Consider the following 23,498-nt stretch of genomic DNA (forward strand, 5'->3'; position numbering starts at 1 on the left):
TCCGCGGTCACTTCGTCGCGGCGACCGAGTCGACCGACACGGCGGTGAACAGGGGCTCACCGTGGGCGATCGGGCCGGACGCGGCATCTGCGATGGCGGGGTACAGGTCGGGGTTGGTCACGATGACGGGGGTGGTGAGGTCGTAGCCGGCCTTCTCGATGGCGTCACCGTCGAACTCGACGAGCAGATCGCCGGCGGCTACCTGCTGTCCGGCGGCCACCTTCACGGAGAAGTGGGCGCCGCCGAGCTTCACGGTGTCCAGGCCGATGTGGATCAGCACCTCGGTGCCGTCGGCGTGACGCAGACCGAACGCGTGACCGGTCGGGAAGGCGGCGACGACGGTGCCGGCGAACGGCGCGTAGACGGCGCCGGAGCGCGGCTGGATCGCGACGCCCTGGCCGAGCGCGCCGTCGGCGAAGGCTGCATCGGCCACCTCGTTCAGCGCGATGACGGTGCCGTCGACGGGGGCGAGCACCGTGACGTCGTTCGCGGCGACCGGGACGGCGGCCGGTGCGGCGTCGTCGGCGGGCTCCTTGAATCCGACGATCACGACGAGCGCGAACGGCAGCACGATCGCGACGAGCAGGCCGAGACCGAGCATCACCATGTTGCCGTTGCCGAGCAGGGCGGTGATGGCGAGACCGGAGGGGACGACGAACGCCTTGGAGAAGACACCGCCCAGCGCGATGATCGCGCCGCCGAGGGCGCCGCCGGCGACGCCGAAGGCGAACGGCCGCTTGAGGGGCAGGTTGATGCCGTAGATCGCGGGCTCGGTGATGCCGGCGAGGAAGCCGGAGAGCGTCGCGGGAGCGGCGAGGGACTTGAGGTTCTTGTTGCGGGCGCGCACCCAGACGCCGGCGACGGCTCCCGCCTGGGCGAGCACGGCGGCGAACACGGGGCCGAGCAGGAGGATCTGTCCGGTCGTCTGGAACTCGACCTGGAAGACCGGTACGAGGCCCCAGTGCAGACCGAAGATGACGAAGACCTGCCAGAGGCCGCCCATGATCGCGCCGCCGGCCCAGGGCGCGACGTCCCAGACCCAGCTGACCGCGCCGCCGACGCCGCGCGAGAGCAGGTCGGAGATGGGGCCGATGACGACGAAGACGAGGGGAACCGCGATGAGCACGACGATCATCGGCGTGACGAAGCGGCGGATCGCGCCCGGCAGCTTCGCGTAGAGGAGCTTCTCGGCGTGGCTCTGCAGCCACACGATGATGATGATCGGGATGACGCTGGAGACGTAGCTGACCATCGTGAAGGGGATGCCGAAGAACGTGAGGCCCGGGGCACCGTTCGCGGCGACGATCGTCGGGTAGACCAGCGCGCCGGCGATGGCGAGCGAGGTCCATTCGTTCGCCTTGAAGTAGCGGGCGGCGGTGATGGAAAGGACCATCGGCAGGAAGTTGATGAAGGCGTCCGACAGCGCGTAGAGCACGACATAGGTCGACGAGGTGGCGTCGATCCATCCGAAGGTCGCCGCCGCCGACAGGAACGCCTTGAGCAGGCCGGTGCCCGCCAGCGTCCACAGTGCAGGCGTGAAGATCGCGGAGATCATCGAGATGAAGCGGTTGAACAGGTTGCCCTTCGGGCCCTCGGCCGGAGCGCTGTCCTGGCCGCCGCCGACGCGGGAGATCTTGCCGATCTCCGCGAACACCTCGGGCACGTCGTTGCCGATGACCACCTGGTACTGGCCGCCGGCCTGGGCGACCGTGATGACGCCCGGAACCGCCTTGACCGTTGCGGCATCCGCCTTGCTCTCGTCCTTGAGGACGAAGCGCAGACGCGTCGCGCAATGCACGAGCGAGGTGACGTTGTCTTCGCCGCCGACGCCGGCGAGGACGCCGGCCGCGGTCTTTGCGTAATCCGCCATCGGATTCGCCTTTCCTTGTGTGTGAAGGGATGCCGGGCACCTCTGCCCGGGCAACAAAAAAACCTGGACTCGATGAAAGCCGAAGCAATCGGTGAGTCCAGGTTTCGCCCGCTTGCGCGGTAACGATCCAGGGATCTGCGATCAAGTTACCACAGGGTCGGGATCTGCGCCAGGGGCGACCTGAGCGCGCAGGCGTTCGACGTGGACGATGAGATACAGCAGCTCCTCGTCGGTGAGATCCGACCCGGTCGCGCCGTGCACGTAGGCCTTCACATGCTCGGCGATCTCGTACGAGCGCGGGTAGCTGTGCTTGGCGAACTCGAAGAACGATGTATCGCCGCTGGCCAGCATCGTGCGGCTCACGAGACGCTGCAGCAGGAACTGCACATGCAGGATGAAACGCGCGTAGTCGGGACCGTCGACGTCCAGGCGCACACCGAGCGACTGCTCGACGACCTCCACGACGTGCTGCACCCGGCGAAACAGCAGCGCGGCCGTGCCGTTCGGCTCGTCGCGAGTGGCATTGAGCAGATGCATCGTGAGGAACACGGCCTCTTCGGCGGGCAGTTCGCGCTCGAGGCTCGTGGCGATGGAGGTGGCCATGTGCTCGGCAGCCCCGAACTCGTGCGGGTGGAGCACGCGCAGCTCGGGCATGGATGCCGTCGTGATCCGCATGCCCTTGTCGAGGCGCTCGATCACGTAGGCGACGTGGTCGATCACGGCAATGGTGAACCGTCGCCCGAGGTCGCGTCCGAGTCGGCGCTCGGCCTCGTCGACCGCCCGCGTGGCCGCCTCGACGATCGGATACGGCACGTCGGCCAGCAGACGCCGTTCGCGCTCGCCGTCGGCGCCGTTGTCGAGGATGAACGTCTTCTCGACCTTGGCCGGATCGAGGACGTCATCGGGCTTGAGCCCGAACGCGAGGCCGCGTCCCATGAGAACCCGCTCGCGCCCCGACTCGTCGATGGCGATCACGACGTTGTTGTTGAGCACCTTGTGCACCGGGACGGCGTGCGACGCGGGGGTGCGCCGAGCGGATGCCGCAGCGTCGGGGGTGCTCATGCTGAGAAGTCTAGAAGCCGCCCGAGGGAGGACTCCGTCGATTTCGTCGTTGTAAAGGTTTCATTACGTACTGAAAGTTCGAAAGATTTAACCCCTACTGTGTGGGTATCTCGCCGGTCCTGCTCCTCGCCGGTGAGGCGCAGCACCTCACCCGTCCCGCAACCCGCAATGAGGAAACCATGAAGAAGAGGCTCTTGGCTGCAGCGGCCACGGTGGTCGCCGCCGCCCTCGCCCTGTCCGCGTGCAGCGCGACATCGTCCGATTCCGGCGCTGATCAGAAGAAGGAGATCCGCGTCGCCTCCACCGATCCGCAGTTGATCATTCCCGGACGTCAATCCGTGGCGTACGACGTGAACATGGCGGTCTGGTCCCCGCTGGCGTTCCTGAACTCCGACGGATCACTCGACTACGTCCAGGCGCAGTCGATCGAGTCGCCGGACGCGACGACCTGGACCGTGAAGCTCCGTGACGGCTGGACCTTCCAGGACGGCACGCCGGTCACCGCGCAGAGCTACGTGGACTCGTGGAATGCGGTCGCGTACGGCCCGAACGCCTTCGAGAACTCGGGCCAGCTGGCCAACATCGTCGGCTACGCCGACCTCAACCCGAAGTCCGGGACGCCGGCCACCGACAAGATGTCGGGCCTGAAGGTCGTCGACACCGATACCTTCACCGTCACGCTGATCGGGCCCGACAGCCAGTTCCCCCTCCAGGTGACGCAGGCGCAGACCGCGATGTATCCGATGCCCGCATCCGCGTTCACGGACTTCACGGCCTACAACAAGCATCCCGTCGGCAACGGCCCGTTCCAGTTCGCGCAGGACTACGTCGAGAACGAGCCGATCGTGCTCGACACGTACTCGGGGTACAAGGGCGACAAGCCCACCATCGATCGCATCACCTTCGTCCCCTACACCGACAGCGAGACGGCGTACACCGATGTCCTCGCCGGCAACCTGGATGTGGCCGGGGTCCCGGCGTCCAAGCTCACGCAGGCCTCGACGGACTTCGGACAGCGTCTCTACTCGTTCGCTGCGCCCGGCATCTCCTTCCTCGGTCTGCCGCTGTGGAACGCCGCCTATCAGGACGTGCGCGTACGCCAGGCCATCTCGATGGCGATCGACCGGCAGGCGATCATCGATGTGATCTACGGCGGCACCTACGATCCCGCGACGGCGTGGACGCCCGCGATCGAGCCCGGCACGCCGACCGGCATCTGCGGTCAGTACTGCACGTTCGATCCCACGGCGGCCAAGGCGCTGCTCGCGCAGGCCGGCGGCTTCAGCGGCCCCATGGAGATCTACTACCCGGGAGGCAGCGGTCTCGACCCGCTGTACCAGGCGATCGCGAACCAGCTGCGACAGAACCTCGGCATCGATGCGACCGCGAAGCCCAGCGCTGACTGGGCGGAGTTCCTGCAGAACCGCAACGACCAGAACATCACCGGTCCCTTCTTCTCGCGCTGGGGCGCCCTCTACCCCAGCCAGCAGGCGACGCTGCGCGTGTTCTTCATCAAGGGCGGCGGCTGCAACAACTGCATCCCGTGGTACAGCGACGAGGTGGCCTCCGCGATGACGGCGGCCGACGGCGACCTGTCGACGGACGGATCCGCGTACGCCTCGGTGCAGCAGATCATCCAGAAGAACTTCCCTGCAGTGCCGCTGTTCTTCGAGAAGTACTCGTACGTCACCTCTCCGCGAGTCGCCGAACTCGTGACATCTCCGGTAGGCAACCCCACCTACCGATCGATCGTCCTCTCGAAGTGACGATCGGGGTGCGGAGCGTCCACCCCCCCGCCGGACGCTCCGCACCCGCCCCTGACCCCGCCGACCGTGCAGGAGAGCACGTCATGCCCTTCCCCTCCCTCGCCGACCTCGCCACGAGCGGTGTGCCGGCCGATGGCTTTCCCACCGTCGACGAGCTGCGCGACGACCTGATGGAGCTCAGTCGCGCTCACCCCGATCGCATCACGGCATCCGTCATCGGACGATCCCGGCTCGGCGATCCGATCCACCTCTTCACGATCGTCGGCGGGGAGCGCAGCGTGGTGGTGGCAGCGGGCGTGCATCCGAACGAACCGATCGGCTTTCGCACTGTCCAGCACCTGGCACGCGTGCTGATCGCCGACCCCGATACGTTCGGATTCGACGCGACCTGGCACCTCGTTCCCTGCATCGACCCCGACGGCACCCGGCTGAACGAAGGATGGTTCGCGGCGCCGCTGCGTCGCGACGACTACTATCGCGGCTTCTACCGCCCGGCCCCCGACGAGCAGGTCGAGTGGTCGTTTCCGTTCTCGTACCGCGGGTTCGGCTTCGACGCGCCGATCCCGGAGACGTCGGCACTGATGGAGCTGTTCGATCGCGTGCGTCCGGACGTCTTCGTCGGACTGCACAATGGCGAGTTCGGCGGCGTGTACTTCTACACGAACGAGGCCGACGCCGTGCTCGCCCGTGAACTCAGCGCCATCCCGGCGCGTTTCGGGCTTCCCCTCGACGTCGGCGAGCCCGAGATCGCCGGGCTCGACCTGCTCGCCGATGCGGTGTTCCGAGCTCCGCTCACCCGCGAGCAGATCGACCGGCGCATCGCTCTCGGACTCGCCGAACCGCGCGCGGGTGGCGCGGGCACCGCGGATTACCTGGAGAGATTCGGTACGACGACGATGATCGCCGAACTGCCGTACTGGTGTCATCCGGATGCCGCCGACACGACCGACACCGGCACCTCATACCGAGCGGTGCTCACCGCGAAGGCCGCCGCGCTGGAGGAGTTGCACGACGTGATGACCGGCATCCTGGACGGCGTGCGCGGCGACATGACGATCGACTCGCCGTTCCGCCGCGCGAGCGAGGCGTTCGCTCCGGGGATGGGCAGCGTCGCCGCGGCCGAGCGGGTGCGCATCGCCAGCCCCGAGACCGACCGGCCGGCCACGGTGGCCGAGGTGTTCGGCAACGCGGAGGTGGTGCGCACCTTCCGGCTGCGCTTCGGCGGCATCCTGCGGCGAGCGCTGGCTGCAGAGGTGCACGCTGGCACGGCGTCGCCGTCGGTACGCGCGGCGCTCACCGCCCTCACGGCGCGCTGGGAGGACTGGCTTGCGGCCGACCCGCACGCGCAGCTCGCCCCCGCGCCGCTGAACGCCCTCGTCGGCGTGCAGCTGGCCGCTCTCTTCGCCACCGTGCGCCGACGCGTCGCCGAGGACGCCGAGTGATCGCCGCGCGCCGCGTCGGTGGGCGCCTGCTCGAGTTCCTGATCGTCGTCGTGGGGGTGACCTTCATCATCTACGCGACCGTCTGGGCGCTGCCGGGCGATCCGATCGCGGCGCTGGGGGGAGACCGGCCGCTGCCGGCCAACGTCGTGGCGCAGCTTCGCGAGCAGTTTCACCTAGACGAGCCCCTCTGGCAGCAGTACCTCCGCTACCTCGGCGGACTGTTCACCGGGAACCTCGGCACGACCTTCAGCGGCGTGCCGGTCGCCGACCGCATGGCGTCGCGGTGGCCCGTGACGATCACGCTCGCCCTCACCGCTTGGGTGATCGAGGTCGTCCTCGGTGTCGCGTTGGGGCTGATCTCGGGCCTGCGCCGCGACGGCGCCATCGACCGCACGGTGCTGTTCGGCACCATCCTCGCCACCTCGGTCCCCGTCTTCGTGGTCGCCGTCAGCGCGCAGCTCGTCTTCGGTCTGCAGCTGGGCTGGTTTCCCATCGCGGGAACGGATGCCGGGTGGCCGGTGTCGTACCTGCTCCCGGCTTTCGTCATCGCCCTGTTCGGCCTGGCCTCCATCACCCGTCTGATGCGCGGCAGTGTCGTCGACTCGATGGAGTCCGACTTCGTCCGGACCCTGCGCGCGAAAGGCATGCCGCGCCGCCGCATTGTCGGCCTCCACGTCATGCGCAACTCCGTGGCGCCGGTGCTCACCTTCGTGGCGATCGACCTCGGGTTCCTCCTCGGCGGCGCCGTCGTCGTGGAGGGCATCTTCAACCTGCCCGGCATCGGACAGCTGCTCTTCGGAGCCATCCGCACGCACGAAGGGCCGACGATCGTCGGGGTCGGGACGACGCTGATCCTGATCTTCCTGGTGCTGAACGTGCTCGTCGATCTGCTCAACTCGCTGCTGGACCCCCGGAGTCGTCATGACTGAGACCGCTGTCGTCGCCCTCGAGCACATCACCGTCAGCAGAGGTGTCTGGGCGAGTCTGCGCCGGCGCGTCCTGTTCTGGCTGAGCGTCGTGATCCTCGCCGCACTCGCCGTGATCTCGCTTCTTCCGGCATCCATCGGTGGGCTGTTCGGCCAGCCCGACCCGCGCGCCTGCAACCTGCGTGACAGTGCCAAGCCGCCGAGCTCCGCGCACGTGTTCGGCACCGACCTGCAGGGGTGCGACGTCTACGCGAACGTCATCCACGGTACGCGGACATCGCTGTTCATCGGCCTCACCGCCACGGTGATCGCGCTTCTGGTCGCCGTGGTCGTCGGCACTCTGGCGGCGTACTACGGGGGCATCGCCGACACGATCATCTCCCGGCTGACCGACGTGTTCCTCGGTTTCCCGTTCATCCTCGGGGCCATCATCGTCCTCAACAGCGTGGGAGAGCGCACCCCTGTGATCGTGGCCGTCGTGCTGGCCGCGTTCAGCTGGCCGACCCTCGCCCGGCTCGTCCGCACGTCCGTGCGCACCGTTCGTCGCATGGACTACGTCAGCGCGGCGCGCGCGATGGGCATCTCTCACGCACGGACCCTCTTCACCCACGTCGTGCCGAACGCGCTCGGCCCGGTGCTCGCGATCACCTCGACGATGGTCGGCAGCATCATCGTCGCCGAGTCGACGCTGACCTTCCTCGGGGTGGGTCTGCGGGCCCCGTCGATCTCGTGGGGACTGCAGATGGCGAATGCCCAGTCGTACTTCGGCACCTCACCGCACATGCTCTTCTTCCCCGCCCTCTTCCTCAGCGTGACGGTGTTCGCGCTCATCACCCTCGGCGACATCCTCCGCGATGCGCTCGACCCGAAAGGACGTCGTCTGTGAACGTCACCGCCTCCGCCCCCGAGGACGCCGCCGCACCGCGCGCGAGCGCGCGACGCCGCGCCGTCGAGGATGCCGCACGGTACGCCGCCCGCTGGTTCGCCTTCGCCGGAGCGCAGCGGCAGGTTCCCGGCATCCAAGCGGCGATCCGTCTGGGCGGCGAGCTCGTGCTCGACTTCGCGTGGGGAGTCGCCGACGCCGCGACCGGTGCTGCGCTGACCGGAGAGCACCTGTTCCGCATCGCGTCCCATTCGAAGACCTTCACGGCCACCGCCGTGCTGCAGCTGGCCGACCGCGGCGACCTCCGTCTGGACGACACGATCGCCGGCTGGATTCCCGAGCTCGTCGACACCGAGCTGGCGTCCGTGACGCTGAGGGAACTGCTCGCTCACCAGGGCGGCGTGGTGCGCGACGGACGCGATGCCGACTACTGGCAGCGCGGGGGGCCCTTCCCCGATCGAGCGCGACTCGTGGAGATCTGCCGCGCGGAGGGACGCGTGTTCGCCCGCAACGAGTTCTTCAAGTACTCCAACATCGCCTACGGGCTGCTCGGTCTTGTGGTCGAGGCGGCATCCGGCGTCGATTACGACGAGTTCACCCGTGCGCACATCTGCGCTCCGCTCGGGCTCGAGCGGTCGGGTTCGGAATGGCAGGCCGCCCGCGAAGCGGAGTATGCCGCGGGTCACACCGCCCGTCTCGCAGACGGCGAGCGTCGCGTCATCGGTCACGTCGACACGCGGGCGCTCGCCGCGGCGACGGGATGGTTCTCCACCGCCGCCGAGACGACGGCCTACCTCAGCGCCCACCGCCTCGGTGACGAACGTCTCGTCTCCGACGACGCCAAGCGGCAGGCTCAGCACCCGCACTCGCGCATCGACATCGGCGGCGCGTTGCGCGACTACGGGCTGGGATTCGAACTGCACACCCTCGGCGGGCGGCGCCTGGTCGGCCACAGTGGCGGGTATCCCGGACACATCACGCGCACCTGGCTCGACCCGGACGAGGGTGTCTCCGTCAGCGTGTTCACGAATGCCATCGACGGACCCGCGGATCTTCTCGCCACCGGAGCGATGGCGCTGATCCACCTCGCGCTCAGCCACGCCGACGACGAAGAGCGGGCGGAGCTGCCGGAGGAACGGTTCGCGAGCCTCTGGAGCGTGCTGGACATCGCGCACCTCGGCGGTGCGACGTTTGCGCTGCACCCCGTCGCCGACGAGCCGACACGCGGCGCCGAACGCGTCGAGATCGCCGCCGACGGGACGCTCCACCAGTCCCGGCGTGACGGCTTCGGCGCCACCGGCGAACCCGTCGAGGTGGCGCGAGCGGCCGACGGTGCGGTGGAATCGATCTCGTGGAGCGGCATGACCATGTGGCCTCATGCCGTGTTCACTGAGGCCATGGCGCTTCCCGATCCGGGGGCAGTGTTGGAGAGGATGTCGCTGTGAGCGAGGAGATCGACCGACCATCGGAGCCGTTGAGCGAGGAGGCGCGTACGTTCGTCGAGGACTTCGCCTTCTCCTGGGGAGCCGCCGGCAACCCCCGGATGGACGGGCGGGTGCTCGGCCTGCTGCTGATCGTCGACCGGCCGTTCCTGTCGTCCGCTCAGATCGCCGACCTGCTCGGGGCGAGCGCAGGCGCGGTGTCCATGTCCACGCGGGCCCTCGTGAGCCTCGGCTTCTTGAAGCCGCACTCGCTGCCCGGTGACCGCAACCGCTACTTCCGCGTGGAGGAGGACGTCTGGGGCAGCTTCCTCGCCGGGGAGCGCGACTATGCGCGCCGGGTGACATCGACGATCGAGTACGGTCTCGACATCCTGCCGGACGACGCCTCCGGCCCCCGCACCCGGTTGCAGAACGCGCGACGGTACATGATCTGGCTCATGGGCTATCACCGCAAGATGCTCGCCGACTGGCAGGCGTATCGTGACGCCGACATCGACGAGGACGTCGCGCCGTGACGCCGCTGCTCGATGTCCGCGATCTCACCGTCGACTTCGTCGTCGGCGGCGAGACGACCACAGCGGTGCGCGGTGTCTCCTTCGCGGTCGACCGCGGCGAGGTGCTCGCCCTCGTCGGCGAGTCCGGTTCGGGCAAGAGCGTCAGCGCACTCTCGCTCGTGGGCCTGCTGCCGCGCAACGCCGTCGTCCACGGCGAGGCGCTGCTCGACGGTGAGGATCTGTTCGCGATGGCGCCCGCTCGACGCGAGGCGGTGCGGGGAACGCGTATCGGTGTCGTCTTCCAGGATCCCGGCAGCGCTCTGGACCCGGTGTTCTCCGTCGGGGCGCAGATCGAAGAGATGCTGATCGTGCACCGTCCGGAGATGACCCGCGCAGAGCGTCGCGCCCGGGTGATCGAGCTGCTCGAGATGGTCGAGATCGCCGAACCGCACAAGCGCGTCTTGAGCTACCCGCACCAGCTGTCCGGGGGACAGGCCCAGCGCGTCATGATCGCGATCGCGCTGGCGTGCGATCCCGAAGTGCTCATCGCGGACGAGCCGACGACGGCACTGGATGTCACCGTCCAGCGTGAGGTGCTCGACGTGCTCCGCCGCCTGCGGGAGCGCGTGGGCACCGCGATCATCATGATCACCCACGACATGGGCGTGGTGGCGGACATCGCCGATCGCGTCGTGGTGCTCCACGACGGCATGGTCGAGGAGTCCGCGGCGGTGCGGGAGCTGTTCTCCGCACCGAATGCCGACTACACGCGCCGGCTGCTTGCCGCTGTGCCGCGTCTGGGAGCGCCCGAACGCCCGGACCCGGCCGGCAGTGCGATCGTCCTCGATGTCGACCGACTCTCGGTCGTGTACGGACGGGGGCGCCACGCCGTGCATGCGGTGGACGACGTCTCGCTCCGGGTGCGGGAGGGCGAGATCGTCGCGCTCGCGGGTGAATCGGGGTCGGGAAAGTCCACCATCGGGCGCTGCGCTCTCGGACTCACTCCCATCTCGTCCGGCACGGTGCGCATCGCCGACGTCGACCTCCGTGCTGCGCGCGGACGCCGAGCTGTGGAGGTCAAGCGCCAGGTCGGCGTCGTCTTCCAGAACTCCACCGCGGCCCTGGATCCGCGGCGCACCATCGGCGAGGCCGTCGCCGAACCCCTCCGCGTACACGCGGGTCTTCGTGGCGGTGCCCTCGAGGCGCGGGTGGGCGGGCTCCTGGATGCGGTCGGTCTTCCGGCCGCGTGGCGCCGCAGGTACCCGCACGAACTGTCGGGAGGTCAGCGTCAGCGCGTCGCGATCGCGCGATCGATCGCGCTACGCCCGCGTTTGCTGATCGCCGACGAACCGACGAGCGCCCTGGACGTCTCGGTACAGGCCACGGTGCTGGAGCTGCTGCGCGATCTGCAGCGCGACCTCCGGTTCGCCTGCCTGTTCATCAGTCATGACCTCGCGGTCGTCGACGAGCTGTGCGATCGCATCGTCGTCCTGCAGCACGGGCGCGTCGTCGAAGAGGGTCCGCGCACCCGTGTGCTGCGCGAGCCGCGGCATCCGTACACGCGTGCCCTGATCGCGGCGGCGCCGGTGCCCGATCCTGTCGCACAGGCCGAACGCCGCAGCGCCTGACAACCCTTTTTCGTCCCGGCGCTTGACGTGCGCGCCGCGGTAGGTCAATAATCACTCCTGACGATAAATCGATTTATCACGAGGAAGTGATGACATGGCACGGGTGCGCATCTCCGATGTGGCGGCGGCGGCCGGAGTGTCGGTCACGACGGTGTCCCTCGTGCTCAACGATGTCGAGTCGCGTATCTCGCAGGAGACGCGCGACCGCGTCCGCGCGGCGGCGACCGCGGTCGGATACGAGCCCAGCGCTCTCGCGCGCGGGCTGCGCAGACAGCGCACCAAGACGGTGGGCCTGATCTCCGACCAGATCGCGACGACACCCTTCGCGGGGCGCATGCTCGCCGGCGCACAGGACGTCGCCCGCGCCAACGACCACCTCGTCTTCCTCGTCGACACCGGGTCGGACGCGGAGGTGGAGGACGCCGCCATCCGCGCTCTGACAGCGCAGCAGGTCGACGCGCTCATCTACGCCGCGATGTGGCATCGCGTCGTGCCTGCGGAGGTCAGCCTGCCCGCGGGCACCGTGCTGCTCGACTGCCGTCCCGAGGACGGCGTCGCCGGCTATCCCAGCGTCGTCCCCGACGACCGCGAGGGCGGGGTGGCGGCGACGCGCGAGCTCGTCGCCGCCGGTCACACCCGCATCGCCTACATCGACACGGCCGAGGACGCCACCCGACCCATCGCCGCCGACCTGCGTCTTCAGGGATACCGCGCGGTGCTCACCGAGGCCGGCATCGCGATCGACGACCGACTGCACGTGCACGGGGAGACCTCGCACCGCGGCGGTCGCGAGGCCGCGGACCGTCTTCTCGATCTGCCCGAGCAGCACCGCCCCACGGCGATCTTCTGCTTCAACGACCGCATGGCGACGGGCGCGTACACCGCGATCCATGCGCGCGGGCTGCGCATCCCGGGCGACATCTCGATCATCGGCTACGACGATCAGCAGTTCATCGCCGCCGAACAAGACCCTCCCTTGACCACGATCGCCCTGCCCCATTACGAGATGGGCCGCTGGGCGATGGAGGTTGCACTCGGCATCCGTGAGGGGGGAGTGGATGCCGTCCACCAGATGGAGTGTCCCGTCATTCGACGAGACTCCGTGGGTCCGCCGCCGGCGCACGTCGCCAAACAGAACCGGCGACGGACCTCATAACACACCGAGCGGTCGCTTTCGGCGACCCCCGACCGGTGACCGGCGCGCGCGTCGGTCACGAGACAAGGAAATCACAATGAAGCGCACATCCGTGTCGTTCCTCGCTGCGGCGGGGCTCGTCGGTGTGTTGGCGCTGACCGGCTGTGGACAAGCCGGCACGGGCGACAGCACGACCGCGGACGGTCGTACCAAGCTGACCATGTGGACCCATTCGGCCGGAAACCCCGCCGAATTGGCGGTCTATCAGCAGATCATCTCGGACTTCAACGCGTCGCAGGACAAGTACGAAGTGGTCGAGGAATCCTTCCCCCAGGGCGCGTACAACGACGCCGTCGTCGCGGCCGCGGCATCCGGGGACCTTCCCTGCCTGCTCGACCTCGACGGGCCGATCATGCCCAACTGGGCGTGGGCCGGCTACCTGCAGCCGCTGGGCATCGACACGAAGATCACCGATGCGCTGCTGCCGACCGCCGTCGGAAAGTGGGACGGGCAGATCTACTCCGCCGGCTACTGGGATGCCGCGCTGTCGATCTTCGCCCGGAAGTCGGTGCTGGAGAAGAACGGCATCCGCATCCCGACCGTCGACAAGCCGTGGACGAAGGACGAGTTCGGCGCGGTCCTGGCGACGTTGAAGGCCGCCGGCTACGACACCCCGATCGACATCGGCGCCGAGGACAAGGGCGAGTGGTGGCCCTACGCGTACTCGCCGTTCCTGCAGAGCTTCGGCGGCGATCTCATCGACCGCTCCACCATGCTCACCGCCGACGGCGCGCTCAACGGCAGCGACGCGGTGGCGTGGGGTACGTGGTTCCAGAACCTGTTCAAGGACGGCTACGCCAACGCGAACGGCACGGTCGGCAACCAGGAGTTCGTCGACAACAAGGTGGCTCTCAGCTACACGGGCGTGTGGAACGCGCTCGCGTCGGTCGACGCCGTCGGCGACGACCTCGCGATCCTGCCTCCGCCGGACCTCGGCACCGGCCCGAAGATCGGCGGCGGATCCTGGCAGTGGGCCATCTCCAAGGGATGCAACGACGCCGACGGCGCGCGCAAGTACCTCGAGTTCAGCTTCCAGGACAAGTACATCACCCAGTTCGCCGACCAGCAGATCGTCATTCCCGCGACCGACTCCGCCGCGCAGGCGTCGAAGTACTTCAACGACAAGGGCGTCCTGCGTCCGTTCGTCGAGCTCTCGCAGAAGTTCGCCGTTCTGCGACCGGAGACGCCGGCCTATGCCGTCATCTCGACCACGTTCGAGACTGCGGCGAAAGACATCATGAACGGCGCTGACGTCAAGACCTCGCTCGACCAGGCGGTCAGCGAGATCGACGCCAACATCTCGTCCAACGACGGGTACGGCTTCAAGAAGTGAGCCTGGGCGGGTGGGGCGCTCACACGTCCCACCCGCTCCGCTCGACGACCTCGAAAGAGTCACCATGACTGTCACCCCTGCCACGATCGTGGCCGAGAAGCCGCGCCGCGCCCTCAGCCGGTTCCGGTCCATCCGCGGACGCGAGACCTGGGCGGGCCTGGCGATGATCGCTCCCGCCGGCATCCTCCTCGTCCTGTTCCTCGTCATCCCCGTGCTGCTCGCGTTCGGGCTCTCGTTCACGAACGCACGCCTCATCTCGCCGAACCCGCCGCGCTTCGTCGGCCTGGACAACTTCGCTCGTGCCTTCGGCGCCGACCCGATGTTCCTGCAGTCGGCCTGGAACACCTTCCTGTTCGCGCTCGTCGTGGTGCCGGTGCAGGCCGGTCTCGGCCTGCTGCTGGCGGTGCTGGTCAACCGCCGGATGCGGGGGGTCACCGCATTTCGCGTGATCTTCTTCATCCCCGTCGTGACCTCGATCGTCGTCGTGTCGATCCTCTGGAAGTTCATGTACCAGAAGGACGGGCTCATTAACTCCTTCATCGACACGCTCACCTTCGGCGCATGGCAGAGCGTGGACTGGCTGAACAATCCGGCGACCGCACTGCCCGCGATCATCGTGCTGTCGATCTGGCAGGCGGTCGGCTTCCACATGATCATCTGGCTCTCGGGGCTGCAGACGATTCCCGAGGAGCTCTACGAGGCCGCGAAGATGGACGGCGCGAGCCCCTGGCGCCAGTTCACGAGCGTCACCTGGCCGGGCTTGCGTCCCACCATGGTCTTCGTCCTCGTCACGATCACGATCGCCGCGCTCGGACTGTTCGTGCAGGTGGACGTCATGACGCAGGGCGGGCCGACCGGCTCGACCTCCACGATCGTCTACCACGCCGTGCGCAAGGGCTACCAGCAGCAGGAGATCGGATACGCCGCGGCGATCTCGCTGATCTTCTTTGTCGCGGTACTGATCATCGCGCTCATCCAGCGCCGGCTCACGCGAGACAAGGACTGAGTCATGACCGCCACTGTCACCCCCGCCCCGGCTCCGGCGTCCGCCCCGGCATCCGCGCCGCGCCCCGTGCGCAAAGACGCGAGCGAGCGCCGTCGTCGGCGCATCGGGAAGATCCTCATGTACGTCGTGATGAGCGGCTTCGGCGTGCTCTTCCTCTTCCCGCTCGTCTTCATGTTCGTCTCGAGCCTCAAGCCCGACGCGCAGATCCTGCGCGACGTCAACTCACCGGCGGCCTTCCTCCCCGTCGGCGACATCAGCCTCGACAACTACTTCGGCGTCTTCGACCGCGTTCCCGTCGCCCAGTTCATGTTCAACTCGGTGCTGGTCACTGTGCTGACCGTGGGACTGGGGCTCATCGTCAACTCGATGGCCGGCTTCGCTCTGTCGCGACTGAGGTGGAAGGGGCGCCTCGTCGTGATGGCGCTGATCATCGCGACCCTCATCGTGCCGTTCGAGACGATCGCCGTGCCGATGGTCTACTGGGTGTCCCACCTGCCGACTCTGGTGATGGAAGGCGGCGTGCTGAAGTACGACTTCGGCTGGCTGAACACCTACCAGGTGCAGATCGTGCCATTCATCGCCAACGCGTTCTCGATCTTCCTGTTCGCGCAGTACTTCTCGACGATCCCGGCCTCGCTCGATGAGGCGGCGCGCATCGACGGCGCCAGCTGGTTCACCGTCTACCGCCGCATCATCGTGCCGCTGTCGGGGCCGGCGTTCGCGACCGTCGCGATCCTCACGTTCCTTCCCGCGTGGAACCAGTACCTGTGGCCGCTCATGGTGGTGCAGAAGGAGGGCCTGCGGCCCGTGATGGTCGGGATGCAGTACTTCTTCCAACTGAACACGGCGTGGGGAGAGGTCATGGCCTACACCTCGCTGATCACGCTCCCCGTCCTCATCGTGTTCCTCGTCTTCCAGCGCGCGTTCGTCAGCAGCATCGCGGCCAGCGGAGTGAAGGGCTAAGCGCACATGTTCGACCTCTCCTCCTCCTGGGTCTGGGACTACTGGTTCGCCGACGACGGTGAGACCTACCACCTCTTCTTCCTCTATGCCTCGCGCGCCCTGCACGATCCGGACGCGCGCCACTACCGGGCCTCGGTCGGCCACGCCATGTCCGACGACCTCATCACGTGGACGCCGGTCGCCGACGCCATCGTCCGCGGCGAGGCGGGCAGCTTCGACGATCTCGCGACCTGGACCGGCTCGACCGTCCGCGGCGGCGACGGGCTCTGGTACCTCTTCTACACCGGGTCGTCGCTGGCTCCCGATGGCAAGAACGTCCAGCGGATCGGCTGTGCGACCTCGCCCGACCTCCTGGTGTGGACGAAGGTGCCGGGGCCGCTGCTGTCGGCATCCGGCCCCTGGTACGAGACGCTCGCCGACGGTGACTGGCACGACGAGGCGTTCCGCGACCCCTGGGTGTTCGCCGACCCCGATGGCGACGGCTGGCACATGCTGGTGACCGCCCGTGCCCCCGAGGGTCCGGCCTTCGGCCGCGGCGTCATCGGCCACGCCTGGTCGCCCGACCTGAAGACGTGGGAGCTGCGACCGCCGCTGTCGGCGCCCAGCGAGCGGGGCTTCGGACAGCTCGAGGTCATGCAGGTCGAGGTCGTCGACGGGCGGCCCGTGCTGCTGTTCTCCTGCCTGGCGGAGCACGCGATGCCGGCCCGCGCTGCCGAACGCGGCGGGACGTGGGCGGTTCCCGCGGCGAGCGTGCTCGGGCCGTTCGAGATCGAGGAGGCCTACCCCCTCACCGACGCGAGCCTCTACGTCGGGCGGCTGCTCCGACGGCGCGACGACGGCCAGTGGCTGCTGTTTGCTTTCCGCAACCTCGACGAGCAGGGTGCGTTCGTGGGCGGCATCACCGACCCGCTTCCCATCGGCTGGGTCGATGGTCGCCTCACCGTGCGGGAATCGACGATCCGTCCGCCCGCCGCGCATCCAGGCGGCCTCGGTACCCTGGAGACATGACCGAGTCCAGCCCCGTGCGCACCACCCGTCCCCGTCAGGTGCGCCCGCGCGCGGAAGGCTGGACCCAGCGGCTCGACGCCGACGGCAAACCCCTGCTGCAGTTCGCCGCGCCCAAGCGCGGGATGCCGCCCGTGCACCTCGCCGACCTGACGCCCGAGCAGCGCGTCGAGAAGGTCAAGGAGCTGGGGCTGCCGGGCTTCCGGGCCAAGCAGGTCGAGAAGCACTACTTCCAGCACTACACGTCGGATCCCGCCGCGATGACCGACCTCCCGGCATCCGGTCGGGAGGAGCTCGTCGCGGGCCTGCTGCCGCATCTGCTCACCGAGGTGCGACGGCTGGAGACCGACCGCGGCGACACGATCAAGTTCCTCTGGAAGCTGCACGACGGCGCGCTCGTCGAATCGGTGCTCATGCGCTACCCCGGTCGCATCACGCTGTGCGTGTCGTCGCAAGCGGGGTGCGGCATGAACTGTCCGTTCTGCGCGACCGGTCAGGCGGGGCTCACCCGCAACATGTCGGCGGCGGAGATCATCGAGCAGGTCGTCCGGGCGAACGCCGCCATCCGAGCCGGTGAGCTGGGCCCCGCCGAACACGCCGACGAGCGGGTCACCAACATCGTGTTCATGGGGATGGGGGAGCCCCTCGCCAACTACAACCGGGTGATGCAGGCCGTCCGCACGATGGTCGACAAGGATCACGGCCTGGGGATGAGCGCGCGCGGCGTGACGGTGTCGACCGTGGGCCTCGTGCCGGCGATCAACAAACTCGCCGCCGAGGACATCCCGGTGACCTTCGCGCTGTCCCTCCACGCTCCCGACGACCAGCTGCGCGACGAGATGATCCCGATCAACTCGCGCTGGAAGGTCGACGAGGCGCTGGATGCCGCGCGCGGCTACTTCGAGAAGACCGGACGCCGCGTGTCGATCGAGTACGCCCTGATCAAGGACATGAACGACCACGCGTGGCGCGCCGATCTGCTCGCGACGAAGCTCAACGAGCGCGGCCGCGGCTGGGTGCACGTGAACCCGATTCCGCTGAACCCGACGCCCGGGTCGGTGTGGACGGCCTCCGAGAAGGAGGTGCAGCGCGAGTTCGTGCGCCGCCTCAACGAGGCCGGCATTCCGACGACCCTCCGCGACACCCGCGGCAAGGAGATCGACGGCGCGTGCGGCCAGCTCGTCGCCACCGAGGAAGACCGCGCGGTCGCGGCATCCGTGCCCGTCGACTGAACCCGTCGACGCGTCCTGTCAAGGCTGGCCCCGTGCATCGGCGGCGGCAGTAGCGTGGAGTCATGGTCAACTATCGCTATCTCGGCAACAGCGGCTTCAAGGTTTCGGAGATCACCTACGGCAACTGGGTGACCCACGCCTCCCAGGTGGAGAACGACGCCGCCATCGCCACCGTGCACAAGGCACTCGATCTCGGCATCACGTCGTTCGATACCGCGGATGCCTACGCCAACACCGCCGCGGAGGTCGTGTTGGCCGACGCACTGAAGGGCCTCGAGCGCACCGACTACGAGGTCTTCACGAAGGTCTACTGGCCGATCGGCAAGAAGGGTCCGAACGACCAGGGTCTGTCGCGCAAGCACCTCTTCGACGGCATCCACGGCTCGCTCCGCCGGCTGAACGTCGACTACGTCGACCTGTACCAGGCGCACCGCTTCGACTACGAGACCCCGCTCGAGGAGACGATGCAGGCGTTCGCCGACATCGTGCGCCAGGGCAAGGCCCTCTACATCGGCGTCAGCGAGTGGACGGCCGAGCAGCTGCGCGAGGGCGCCGCACTCGCCAAGGAGCTGAACTTCCAGCTCGTGAGCAACCAGCCGCAGTACTCGGCGCTCTGGCGCGTCATCGAGGGCAAGGTCGTGCCGACCTCCGAGGAGCTCGGCATCTCGCAGATCGTCTGGTCGCCGATGGCGCAGGGCGTGCTCAGCGGCAAGTACCTGCCCGGTCAGCCCGTTCCCGAGGGCTCGCGGGCGACCGACGAGAAGAGCGGGGCGAACTTCATCAAGCGCTTCCTGCAGGACGACACGCTCGCCGCCGTGCAGAAGCTCAAGCCGATCGCCGAGCAGGCGGGCCTCACCATGCCGCAGCTGGCGATCGCGTGGGTGCTGCAGAACCCGAACGTCTCGGCGGCGCTCGTGGGCGCCTCGCGCCCCGAGCAGCTCGAGGACTCGGTCAAGGCGTCCGGCGTCGTCCTCGATGCCGAGGTGATGTCGGCGATCGATGAGGCCCTCGCCCCCGCCGCGGTCACCGACCCCGAAGAGACCTACACGGTCTCGCCGGCTTCGCGTCCGCTCTGAGCGCTCTCACGATGAGAGACGTCGTCTGACGATGGTCACGACGAGCGCCGGCATCCTGCTGTACCGGACCGATCCGGACGGCACGGTGTCGGCGCTCGTCGCACATATGGGCGGTCCGTTCTGGGCGCGTAAGGACGAGGGGGCCTGGTCGATCCCCAAGGGAGAATTCGACCCGCGGTCGGAGTCGGCTAGGGATGCCGCCGCGCGCGAGTTCCGCGAAGAACTCGGTGTCGATCCGCCGGATGTCCCGTATGTCGAGCTCGGCACCTTCGCGTACTCTTCGGGGGCGAAGTCCGTCACGGTGTTCTGTGGCGACGGCACGGGATTCCTCGCCTCCGATGCCGACCGCGCCGCGCTCGTGTTCGGCGCGTTCGAGATGGAGTGGCCGCCGCGGTCGGGACGCCGTCAGAGCTTTCCCGAGATCGACCGCGTGGCCTGGATGCCGCTCGCAGAAGCCCGCCCCCGACTGGTCGCCGGGCAGCGGCCGGCGCTGGACGCGTGTGAACGGTTGACGCGCAAGATGTGACCCTCTTGCGGGCGCACCCCCGGTGGCGAAGACTGTGCGCGACGAAGGGGGCCCTCATGGCACACGGCGACATCACGCACATCGACATCCCGGTCGCGGACGTGGCGACGGCGGCGGCGTTCTACTCCGAGCTGTTCGGCTGGCAGATCGCGGAGCCGCCCGGCTTCGAGGGCTACCCGATGTGGTCGGCTCCCAACGGCATCAGCGGCGGCGGACTCGCCCCGCGTAGCGAGGGGTTCACCCAGCCGCGTTCGTACGTCGAGGTCGATTCGATCGACGACACGATCGCCAAGGCCGAGGCCGCCGGGGCGACGGTCGCCATGGGCAAGCAGCCGATCACGGCGAAGAGCTGGTGGGCAGTGATCGTCGACCCCGACGGCAACCACATCGGCCTGTTCGAGGGGACGACCCAGGACTAGCGCTTCTTCTTCGGTGCTGCGGACACGTCGAGCTGAGGGTGCAGGCCGCCCAACGACGACCACGCACTCGCGGTGCCCTTCGCGGCGTGCTCGGCGCCGCGGACGGCGCGTTCGTCCGCCCACTCGTTGAGCACGTGTCCCCGGTGGCCGCGCACGTGCTCGAGTACCACGTCGGGCAGTCCCGCCGCGCGACGGGCGTCGCGGGCGACGATGAGCTGTTCGAGTAGGTCGCGATTCTTCGTCGGCGCACCCGTCGAGGTTTTCCACCCGCGTCGACGATGTCCGTCCATCCACGAGGAGTACGTGTCGATCGCGTACTTCGAGTCGGCCTGCACGACGAGATGTGCGACGTCCGCGTGGTCCTCGATCGCCTTCAGCAGCCCCATGAGCTCACCGATGTTGTTGGTGCCCACCGGGATCGCGCCCGCCGCCCAGTGACCGTCCTCGCCGACCCACGCCCAGCCGGTCGGCCCCGGATTGCCCTTGCAGGCGCCGTCGGTGGCCACGGTGTAGGTGTCGGTCGGATCGGTCGCGGAAGTCACCGTTCGACGGTACTCGATGGGGCAGGCGGCGGATGCCGCGGGTGCGTCCGGGCTCCTCTCGTATGCTGACGACATGACCGGTGTGCGCGTGACGACAGAGCTGGACGAGATCGACCTGAACCTCGTGCACCGCTGGCTCTCCGAGGAGGCGTATTGGGCGCTCGGGCGCAGCCGTGAGCTCGTCGAACGCGCCGCCCGGGCGTCGCTGAACTTCGGGGCGTTGGATGCCGACGGCATACTCGTCGGCTACGCGCGCGTCGTCACCGATGCTGCGACGTTCGCGTGGGTGTGCGACGTGTTCGTCACGCCGTCCGCACGCGGCGCGGGTGTCGGAACGCTGCTCGCCGAGACGATCGCGGCCGCGGTTCGGCCGTGGGGACTGAAGCGGACCATGCTCGCGACCGCCGACGCCCACGGCGTGTACGAGAAGGTCGGGTTCGTGCCGCTGCCGAATCCCGAGCGGATGATGGTCCTGGGAGGCTGAATCTTCTCCTGAACTGCGGTTTTCGGTGCCTCTCCGACGAGGAATGTCGGAGGTTGCCGGTAGCGTCGGGGCTATGAAGGTCGTCGACGGTAGTTCCTCCCCGGATGTTCCGGGCGGGTGGGATGCCGTCGAAGACGATGCGTTTCCGTGCGATCCGGGCTGGGTTCCGCCCGATGCGGTGGACCTGGTCTGTGATGCGGATGCGATGGTCGCCGTTTTCGCCGCGGAACGCTACCGACGGGTCGCCACGTACCGGCGAGAAGCTCTCGCAGACGCTGCTGGTCGCGGTCGGGGCCTCATCGATGTGGCCGAGCGGGCGATCCGGTTGGAACTGGCGGCGGCGCTGCGGGTCACGGAGCATGCCGCCGGGATGCTGGTCGCCGAGGCGCAGGCGCTCGAGACCCGCTACCCCGCCGCGCTGGCCGCGTTGGGGGCGGCGCGGGTGACGGAACGGCACGTGCACGTGTTGGTCGAACTGCTCGACCCGCTCGCCGCGACCGAGCGCGACGCGGTCTTTCCGCGGGCGCTCGTCCTCGCGGAGGCGGAACCGGTCGGCACATTCCGTCGCCGGCTGCGGGCGCTGATCGACCAGACCCGTGTGGAGAGCCTCCCGGAGCGGCACGAGCGGGCGCTGGACGAGCGGCGGGTGTTCGTGGAACCGGCGGACGACGGGATGGCGTGGCTGAATGCCTACCTCCCGGCGGTGGAAGCCCACGCCATCCACGGACGGCTCACCGCGATCGCGAAGGCGGTGACTGCTGCTGACGGCGATAAGCGCACGCTGGAGCAGGCGCGCGCAGACGTGTTCGGCGACCTGCTGATCGACGGCACCTGCACCGCTCACCCGGACGCCGCCCGCGGCATCCGAGCCACCGTCGTCGTCACCGTTCCCGCCCTCGCCCTCCTCGACGCACCCACCGACGCGCTGAACAGCGGGGTCGCCGTCGTCGACGGTGTCGGGCCGATCCCGATCGACAGAGCCCGCGAGCTGTGCGGCGGGGGAGACGGGTGGATGCGGATCCTCACCCACCCCGACACCGGCGCCGTCGTCTCCGTCGGGCGAGAACGCTACCGGCCCCCACCCGCGCTGCAGCAGCTCGCCCGCTGGCGCGCGGCGCGATGCATGGCACCTGGCTGCGGAATGCCCGCCGACCGATGCGACCTCGACCACACCCTCGCCTGGGAACACGGCGGCCATACCGCGCTGACCAACCTCGCCCCACTGTGTCGCGGACACCACACCGTCAAACACCACGGTGGCTGGCAGGTGCGCCAACTCAGCGAGGGCACCTCTTCCGGATCGCTCGAATGGATCTCCCCCTACGGACGCCGGTACGTGGTCGCGCCCGAACGCACCCTCCCCGTCTTCACCCACTGACGCGTGCTCGGCTCCGGCGGAGGTCGTGGGCCGAGAGAGAATGGGAGGATGACCTCACCGCGCCCCGTGCTCACTCTCGTCGGCGGTCCCACGGCGATCATCGAGTACGCCGGCATCCGCGTCCTCACGGATCCGACGTTCGACGAGCCGGGTGACTACCCGTCGGGAACGGTGACGCTTCACAAGCTCACCGGTCCTGCCCTGACGCCCGAAGACGTCGGCCGGATCGACGTCGTGCTCCTGTCGCACGACCAGCATCCCGACAACCTGGATGCCGCGGGCCGCGCGTTCCTGGCGCGCGCCACAACCGTGCTCTCCACGCCCGCAGCGGCCTCGCGCATCGAGGGCATCCACGGCCTCGCGTCGTGGCAGTGCCACACCGTCGGCAGTGTCGAGATCATCGCCGTCCCGGCTCTCCACGGTCCGGCCGGCGCCGAGGAGCTTTCCGGGCCGGTGACGGGTTTCGTCCTGCGCGCCGCGGGCGAGCCCGTCGTCTACGTCTCCGGCGACAATGCCGATAGTGCGCTCGTCGCCGAGATCGTCGAACGCGTCGGCCCGATCGACATCGCCGTCCTGTTCACCGGTGCGGCCAACGTCGGGCGTTTCGGCGACAGCGACCTCACCCTCAACGCACGCACCGCGGTCGAGGCCGCACGGGCGTTGGGCGAGGCGATCATCATTCCGGTGCATGCCGAGGGATGGCACCACTTCACCGAGACGATCGACCGCCTCGAGCGTGAGTTCGCCTACGCGGGACTCGCGGACAGGTTGCGTGTGCCGACCGCCGGAGTGCCGCTCGCGCTCTGAGAGCCGTCGGACTCGGCTG

The 23,498-nt window shown here is 68.6% G+C and carries 22 protein-coding genes; 19 read left to right on the forward strand and 3 right to left on the reverse strand.

Annotated features, from left to right (window positions below):
* Positions 1-7: 7 nt before the first annotated feature.
* Together ACT53O_RS13125 and ACT53O_RS13130 are read right to left on the reverse strand one after the other, a co-directional pair.
* Positions 8-1,870, reverse strand: coding sequence for a beta-glucoside-specific PTS transporter subunit IIABC (locus tag ACT53O_RS13125; RefSeq protein ID WP_039416294.1), 1,863 nt, complete (start codon positions 1,868-1,870; stop codon positions 8-10).
* A 141-nt stretch (positions 1,871-2,011) separates the two neighbouring features.
* The gene (locus ACT53O_RS13130; protein ID WP_083868049.1) at positions 2,012-2,932 is read right to left on the reverse strand and encodes a PRD domain-containing protein; all 921 of its coding nucleotides are present in this window, start codon (positions 2,930-2,932) and stop codon (positions 2,012-2,014) included.
* 179 nt (positions 2,933-3,111) lie between these two features.
* Here ACT53O_RS13130 and ACT53O_RS13135 point away from each other — a divergent pair, with 179 nt between their 5' ends.
* The 16 genes from ACT53O_RS13135 to ACT53O_RS13210 all read left to right on the forward strand — a co-directional run bounded on the left by ACT53O_RS13135 (position 3,112) and on the right by ACT53O_RS13210 (position 20,268).
* The gene (locus tag ACT53O_RS13135) at positions 3,112-4,698 is read left to right on the forward strand and encodes a peptide ABC transporter substrate-binding protein (protein WP_112932913.1); all 1,587 of its coding nucleotides are present in this window, start codon (positions 3,112-3,114) and stop codon (positions 4,696-4,698) included.
* Positions 4,699-4,781: 83 nt separating this feature from the next.
* Positions 4,782-6,140, forward strand: a complete 1,359-nt coding sequence (locus tag ACT53O_RS13140; RefSeq protein WP_112931958.1) for a M14 family zinc carboxypeptidase — start codon at positions 4,782-4,784, stop codon at positions 6,138-6,140.
* A complete protein-coding gene (locus ACT53O_RS13145) occupies positions 6,137-7,069 on the forward strand; it encodes an ABC transporter permease (protein WP_239498478.1) in 933 nt (310 codons plus the stop codon). Before ACT53O_RS13140 ends, ACT53O_RS13145 begins: the two co-directional genes overlap by 4 nt.
* A complete protein-coding gene (locus ACT53O_RS13150) occupies positions 7,062-7,952 on the forward strand; it encodes an ABC transporter permease (RefSeq protein WP_036321581.1) in 891 nt (296 codons plus the stop codon). The genes ACT53O_RS13145 and ACT53O_RS13150 overlap by 8 nt, the downstream gene beginning before the upstream one ends.
* Entirely contained in the window at positions 7,949-9,394 is a 1,446-nt protein-coding gene (locus tag ACT53O_RS13155; RefSeq protein WP_476152887.1) for a serine hydrolase domain-containing protein, read from the forward strand. Before ACT53O_RS13150 ends, ACT53O_RS13155 begins: the two co-directional genes overlap by 4 nt.
* Positions 9,391-9,906: a GbsR/MarR family transcriptional regulator gene (locus ACT53O_RS13160; protein WP_112931956.1), complete on the forward strand. Its 516-nt coding sequence runs from the start codon at positions 9,391-9,393 to the stop codon at positions 9,904-9,906. Before ACT53O_RS13155 ends, ACT53O_RS13160 begins: the two co-directional genes overlap by 4 nt.
* Positions 9,903-11,513, forward strand: coding sequence for a dipeptide ABC transporter ATP-binding protein (locus ACT53O_RS13165; RefSeq protein WP_204359818.1), 1,611 nt, complete (start codon positions 9,903-9,905; stop codon positions 11,511-11,513). Before ACT53O_RS13160 ends, ACT53O_RS13165 begins: the two co-directional genes overlap by 4 nt.
* Before the next feature lie 94 nt (positions 11,514-11,607).
* Positions 11,608-12,669, forward strand: a complete 1,062-nt coding sequence (locus ACT53O_RS13170; protein WP_476152890.1) for a LacI family DNA-binding transcriptional regulator — start codon at positions 11,608-11,610, stop codon at positions 12,667-12,669.
* 76 nt (positions 12,670-12,745) lie between these two features.
* A complete protein-coding gene (locus ACT53O_RS13175) occupies positions 12,746-14,041 on the forward strand; it encodes a sugar ABC transporter substrate-binding protein (protein WP_347417882.1) in 1,296 nt (431 codons plus the stop codon).
* A gap of 64 nt (positions 14,042-14,105) precedes the next feature.
* Entirely contained in the window at positions 14,106-15,047 is a 942-nt protein-coding gene (locus ACT53O_RS13180; RefSeq protein WP_347417881.1) for a carbohydrate ABC transporter permease, read from the forward strand.
* 3 nt (positions 15,048-15,050) lie between these two features.
* Positions 15,051-16,010: a carbohydrate ABC transporter permease gene (locus ACT53O_RS13185; RefSeq protein WP_112931952.1), complete on the forward strand. Its 960-nt coding sequence runs from the start codon at positions 15,051-15,053 to the stop codon at positions 16,008-16,010.
* A gap of 6 nt (positions 16,011-16,016) precedes the next feature.
* Positions 16,017-17,018 (forward strand): glycosyl hydrolase family 32, encoded by a 1,002-nt coding sequence (locus ACT53O_RS13190; RefSeq protein WP_476152893.1) that lies wholly within the window; start codon positions 16,017-16,019, stop codon positions 17,016-17,018.
* A complete protein-coding gene (gene rlmN, locus ACT53O_RS13195) occupies positions 17,015-18,247 on the forward strand; it encodes a dual-specificity RNA methyltransferase RlmN (protein ID WP_036319717.1) in 1,233 nt (410 codons plus the stop codon). The genes ACT53O_RS13190 and rlmN overlap by 4 nt, the downstream gene beginning before the upstream one ends.
* A 62-nt stretch (positions 18,248-18,309) precedes the next feature.
* The gene (locus tag ACT53O_RS13200; protein WP_036319715.1) at positions 18,310-19,323 is read left to right on the forward strand and encodes an aldo/keto reductase family protein; all 1,014 of its coding nucleotides are present in this window, start codon (positions 18,310-18,312) and stop codon (positions 19,321-19,323) included.
* A gap of 31 nt (positions 19,324-19,354) precedes the next feature.
* Positions 19,355-19,849, forward strand: a complete 495-nt coding sequence (locus ACT53O_RS13205) for an NUDIX hydrolase (RefSeq protein WP_112931949.1) — start codon at positions 19,355-19,357, stop codon at positions 19,847-19,849.
* 56 nt (positions 19,850-19,905) lie between these two features.
* The gene (locus ACT53O_RS13210) at positions 19,906-20,268 is read left to right on the forward strand and encodes a VOC family protein (protein ID WP_036319711.1); all 363 of its coding nucleotides are present in this window, start codon (positions 19,906-19,908) and stop codon (positions 20,266-20,268) included.
* Here ACT53O_RS13210 and ACT53O_RS13215 read toward each other — a convergent pair.
* The gene (locus tag ACT53O_RS13215) at positions 20,265-20,810 is read right to left on the reverse strand and encodes a ribonuclease H family protein (protein ID WP_294978223.1); all 546 of its coding nucleotides are present in this window, start codon (positions 20,808-20,810) and stop codon (positions 20,265-20,267) included. The genes ACT53O_RS13210 and ACT53O_RS13215 overlap by 4 nt on opposite strands.
* Positions 20,811-20,883: 73 nt before the next feature.
* On the opposite strand from ACT53O_RS13215, the gene ACT53O_RS13220 reads away from it, so the two are divergent.
* The 3 genes from ACT53O_RS13220 (at position 20,884) to ACT53O_RS13230 (ending at position 23,479) form a co-directional block, all read left to right on the forward strand.
* The gene (locus ACT53O_RS13220) at positions 20,884-21,294 is read left to right on the forward strand and encodes a GNAT family N-acetyltransferase (protein ID WP_476152897.1); all 411 of its coding nucleotides are present in this window, start codon (positions 20,884-20,886) and stop codon (positions 21,292-21,294) included.
* A gap of 73 nt (positions 21,295-21,367) precedes the next feature.
* Complete coding sequence (locus ACT53O_RS13225; RefSeq protein ID WP_476152899.1) at positions 21,368-22,672, forward strand: HNH endonuclease signature motif containing protein; 1,305 nt, start codon at positions 21,368-21,370, stop codon at positions 22,670-22,672.
* 48 nt (positions 22,673-22,720) lie between these two features.
* Entirely contained in the window at positions 22,721-23,479 is a 759-nt protein-coding gene (locus tag ACT53O_RS13230; RefSeq protein WP_476152901.1) for an MBL fold metallo-hydrolase, read from the forward strand.
* Positions 23,480-23,498: the final 19 nt, after the last annotated feature.

This window comes from Microbacterium sp. DMC48 (assembly GCF_056313825.1).

Coding starts and splice junctions, on each gene's coding strand:
- ACT53O_RS13135 (WP_112932913.1), top strand. CDS start 3,112: ATGAAGAAGAGGCTCTTGGCTGCAGCGGCCACGGTGGTCGCCGCCGCC.
- ACT53O_RS13130 (WP_083868049.1), bottom strand. CDS start 2,932: ATGAGCACCCCCGACGCTGCGGCATCCGCTCGGCGCACCCCCGCGTCG.
- ACT53O_RS13180 (WP_347417881.1), top strand. CDS start 14,106: ATGACTGTCACCCCTGCCACGATCGTGGCCGAGAAGCCGCGCCGCGCC.
- ACT53O_RS13150 (WP_036321581.1), top strand. CDS start 7,062: ATGACTGAGACCGCTGTCGTCGCCCTCGAGCACATCACCGTCAGCAGA.
- ACT53O_RS13230 (WP_476152901.1), top strand. CDS start 22,721: ATGACCTCACCGCGCCCCGTGCTCACTCTCGTCGGCGGTCCCACGGCG.
- ACT53O_RS13190 (WP_476152893.1), top strand. CDS start 16,017: ATGTTCGACCTCTCCTCCTCCTGGGTCTGGGACTACTGGTTCGCCGAC.
- ACT53O_RS13210 (WP_036319711.1), top strand. CDS start 19,906: ATGGCACACGGCGACATCACGCACATCGACATCCCGGTCGCGGACGTG.
- ACT53O_RS13225 (WP_476152899.1), top strand. CDS start 21,368: ATGAAGGTCGTCGACGGTAGTTCCTCCCCGGATGTTCCGGGCGGGTGG.
- ACT53O_RS13185 (WP_112931952.1), top strand. CDS start 15,051: ATGACCGCCACTGTCACCCCCGCCCCGGCTCCGGCGTCCGCCCCGGCA.
- ACT53O_RS13140 (WP_112931958.1), top strand. CDS start 4,782: ATGCCCTTCCCCTCCCTCGCCGACCTCGCCACGAGCGGTGTGCCGGCC.
- ACT53O_RS13170 (WP_476152890.1), top strand. CDS start 11,608: ATGGCACGGGTGCGCATCTCCGATGTGGCGGCGGCGGCCGGAGTGTCG.
- ACT53O_RS13220 (WP_476152897.1), top strand. CDS start 20,884: ATGACCGGTGTGCGCGTGACGACAGAGCTGGACGAGATCGACCTGAAC.
- rlmN (WP_036319717.1), top strand. CDS start 17,015: ATGACCGAGTCCAGCCCCGTGCGCACCACCCGTCCCCGTCAGGTGCGC.
- ACT53O_RS13200 (WP_036319715.1), top strand. CDS start 18,310: ATGGTCAACTATCGCTATCTCGGCAACAGCGGCTTCAAGGTTTCGGAG.
- ACT53O_RS13125 (WP_039416294.1), bottom strand. CDS start 1,870: ATGGCGGATTACGCAAAGACCGCGGCCGGCGTCCTCGCCGGCGTCGGC.
- ACT53O_RS13175 (WP_347417882.1), top strand. CDS start 12,746: ATGAAGCGCACATCCGTGTCGTTCCTCGCTGCGGCGGGGCTCGTCGGT.
- ACT53O_RS13205 (WP_112931949.1), top strand. CDS start 19,355: ATGGTCACGACGAGCGCCGGCATCCTGCTGTACCGGACCGATCCGGAC.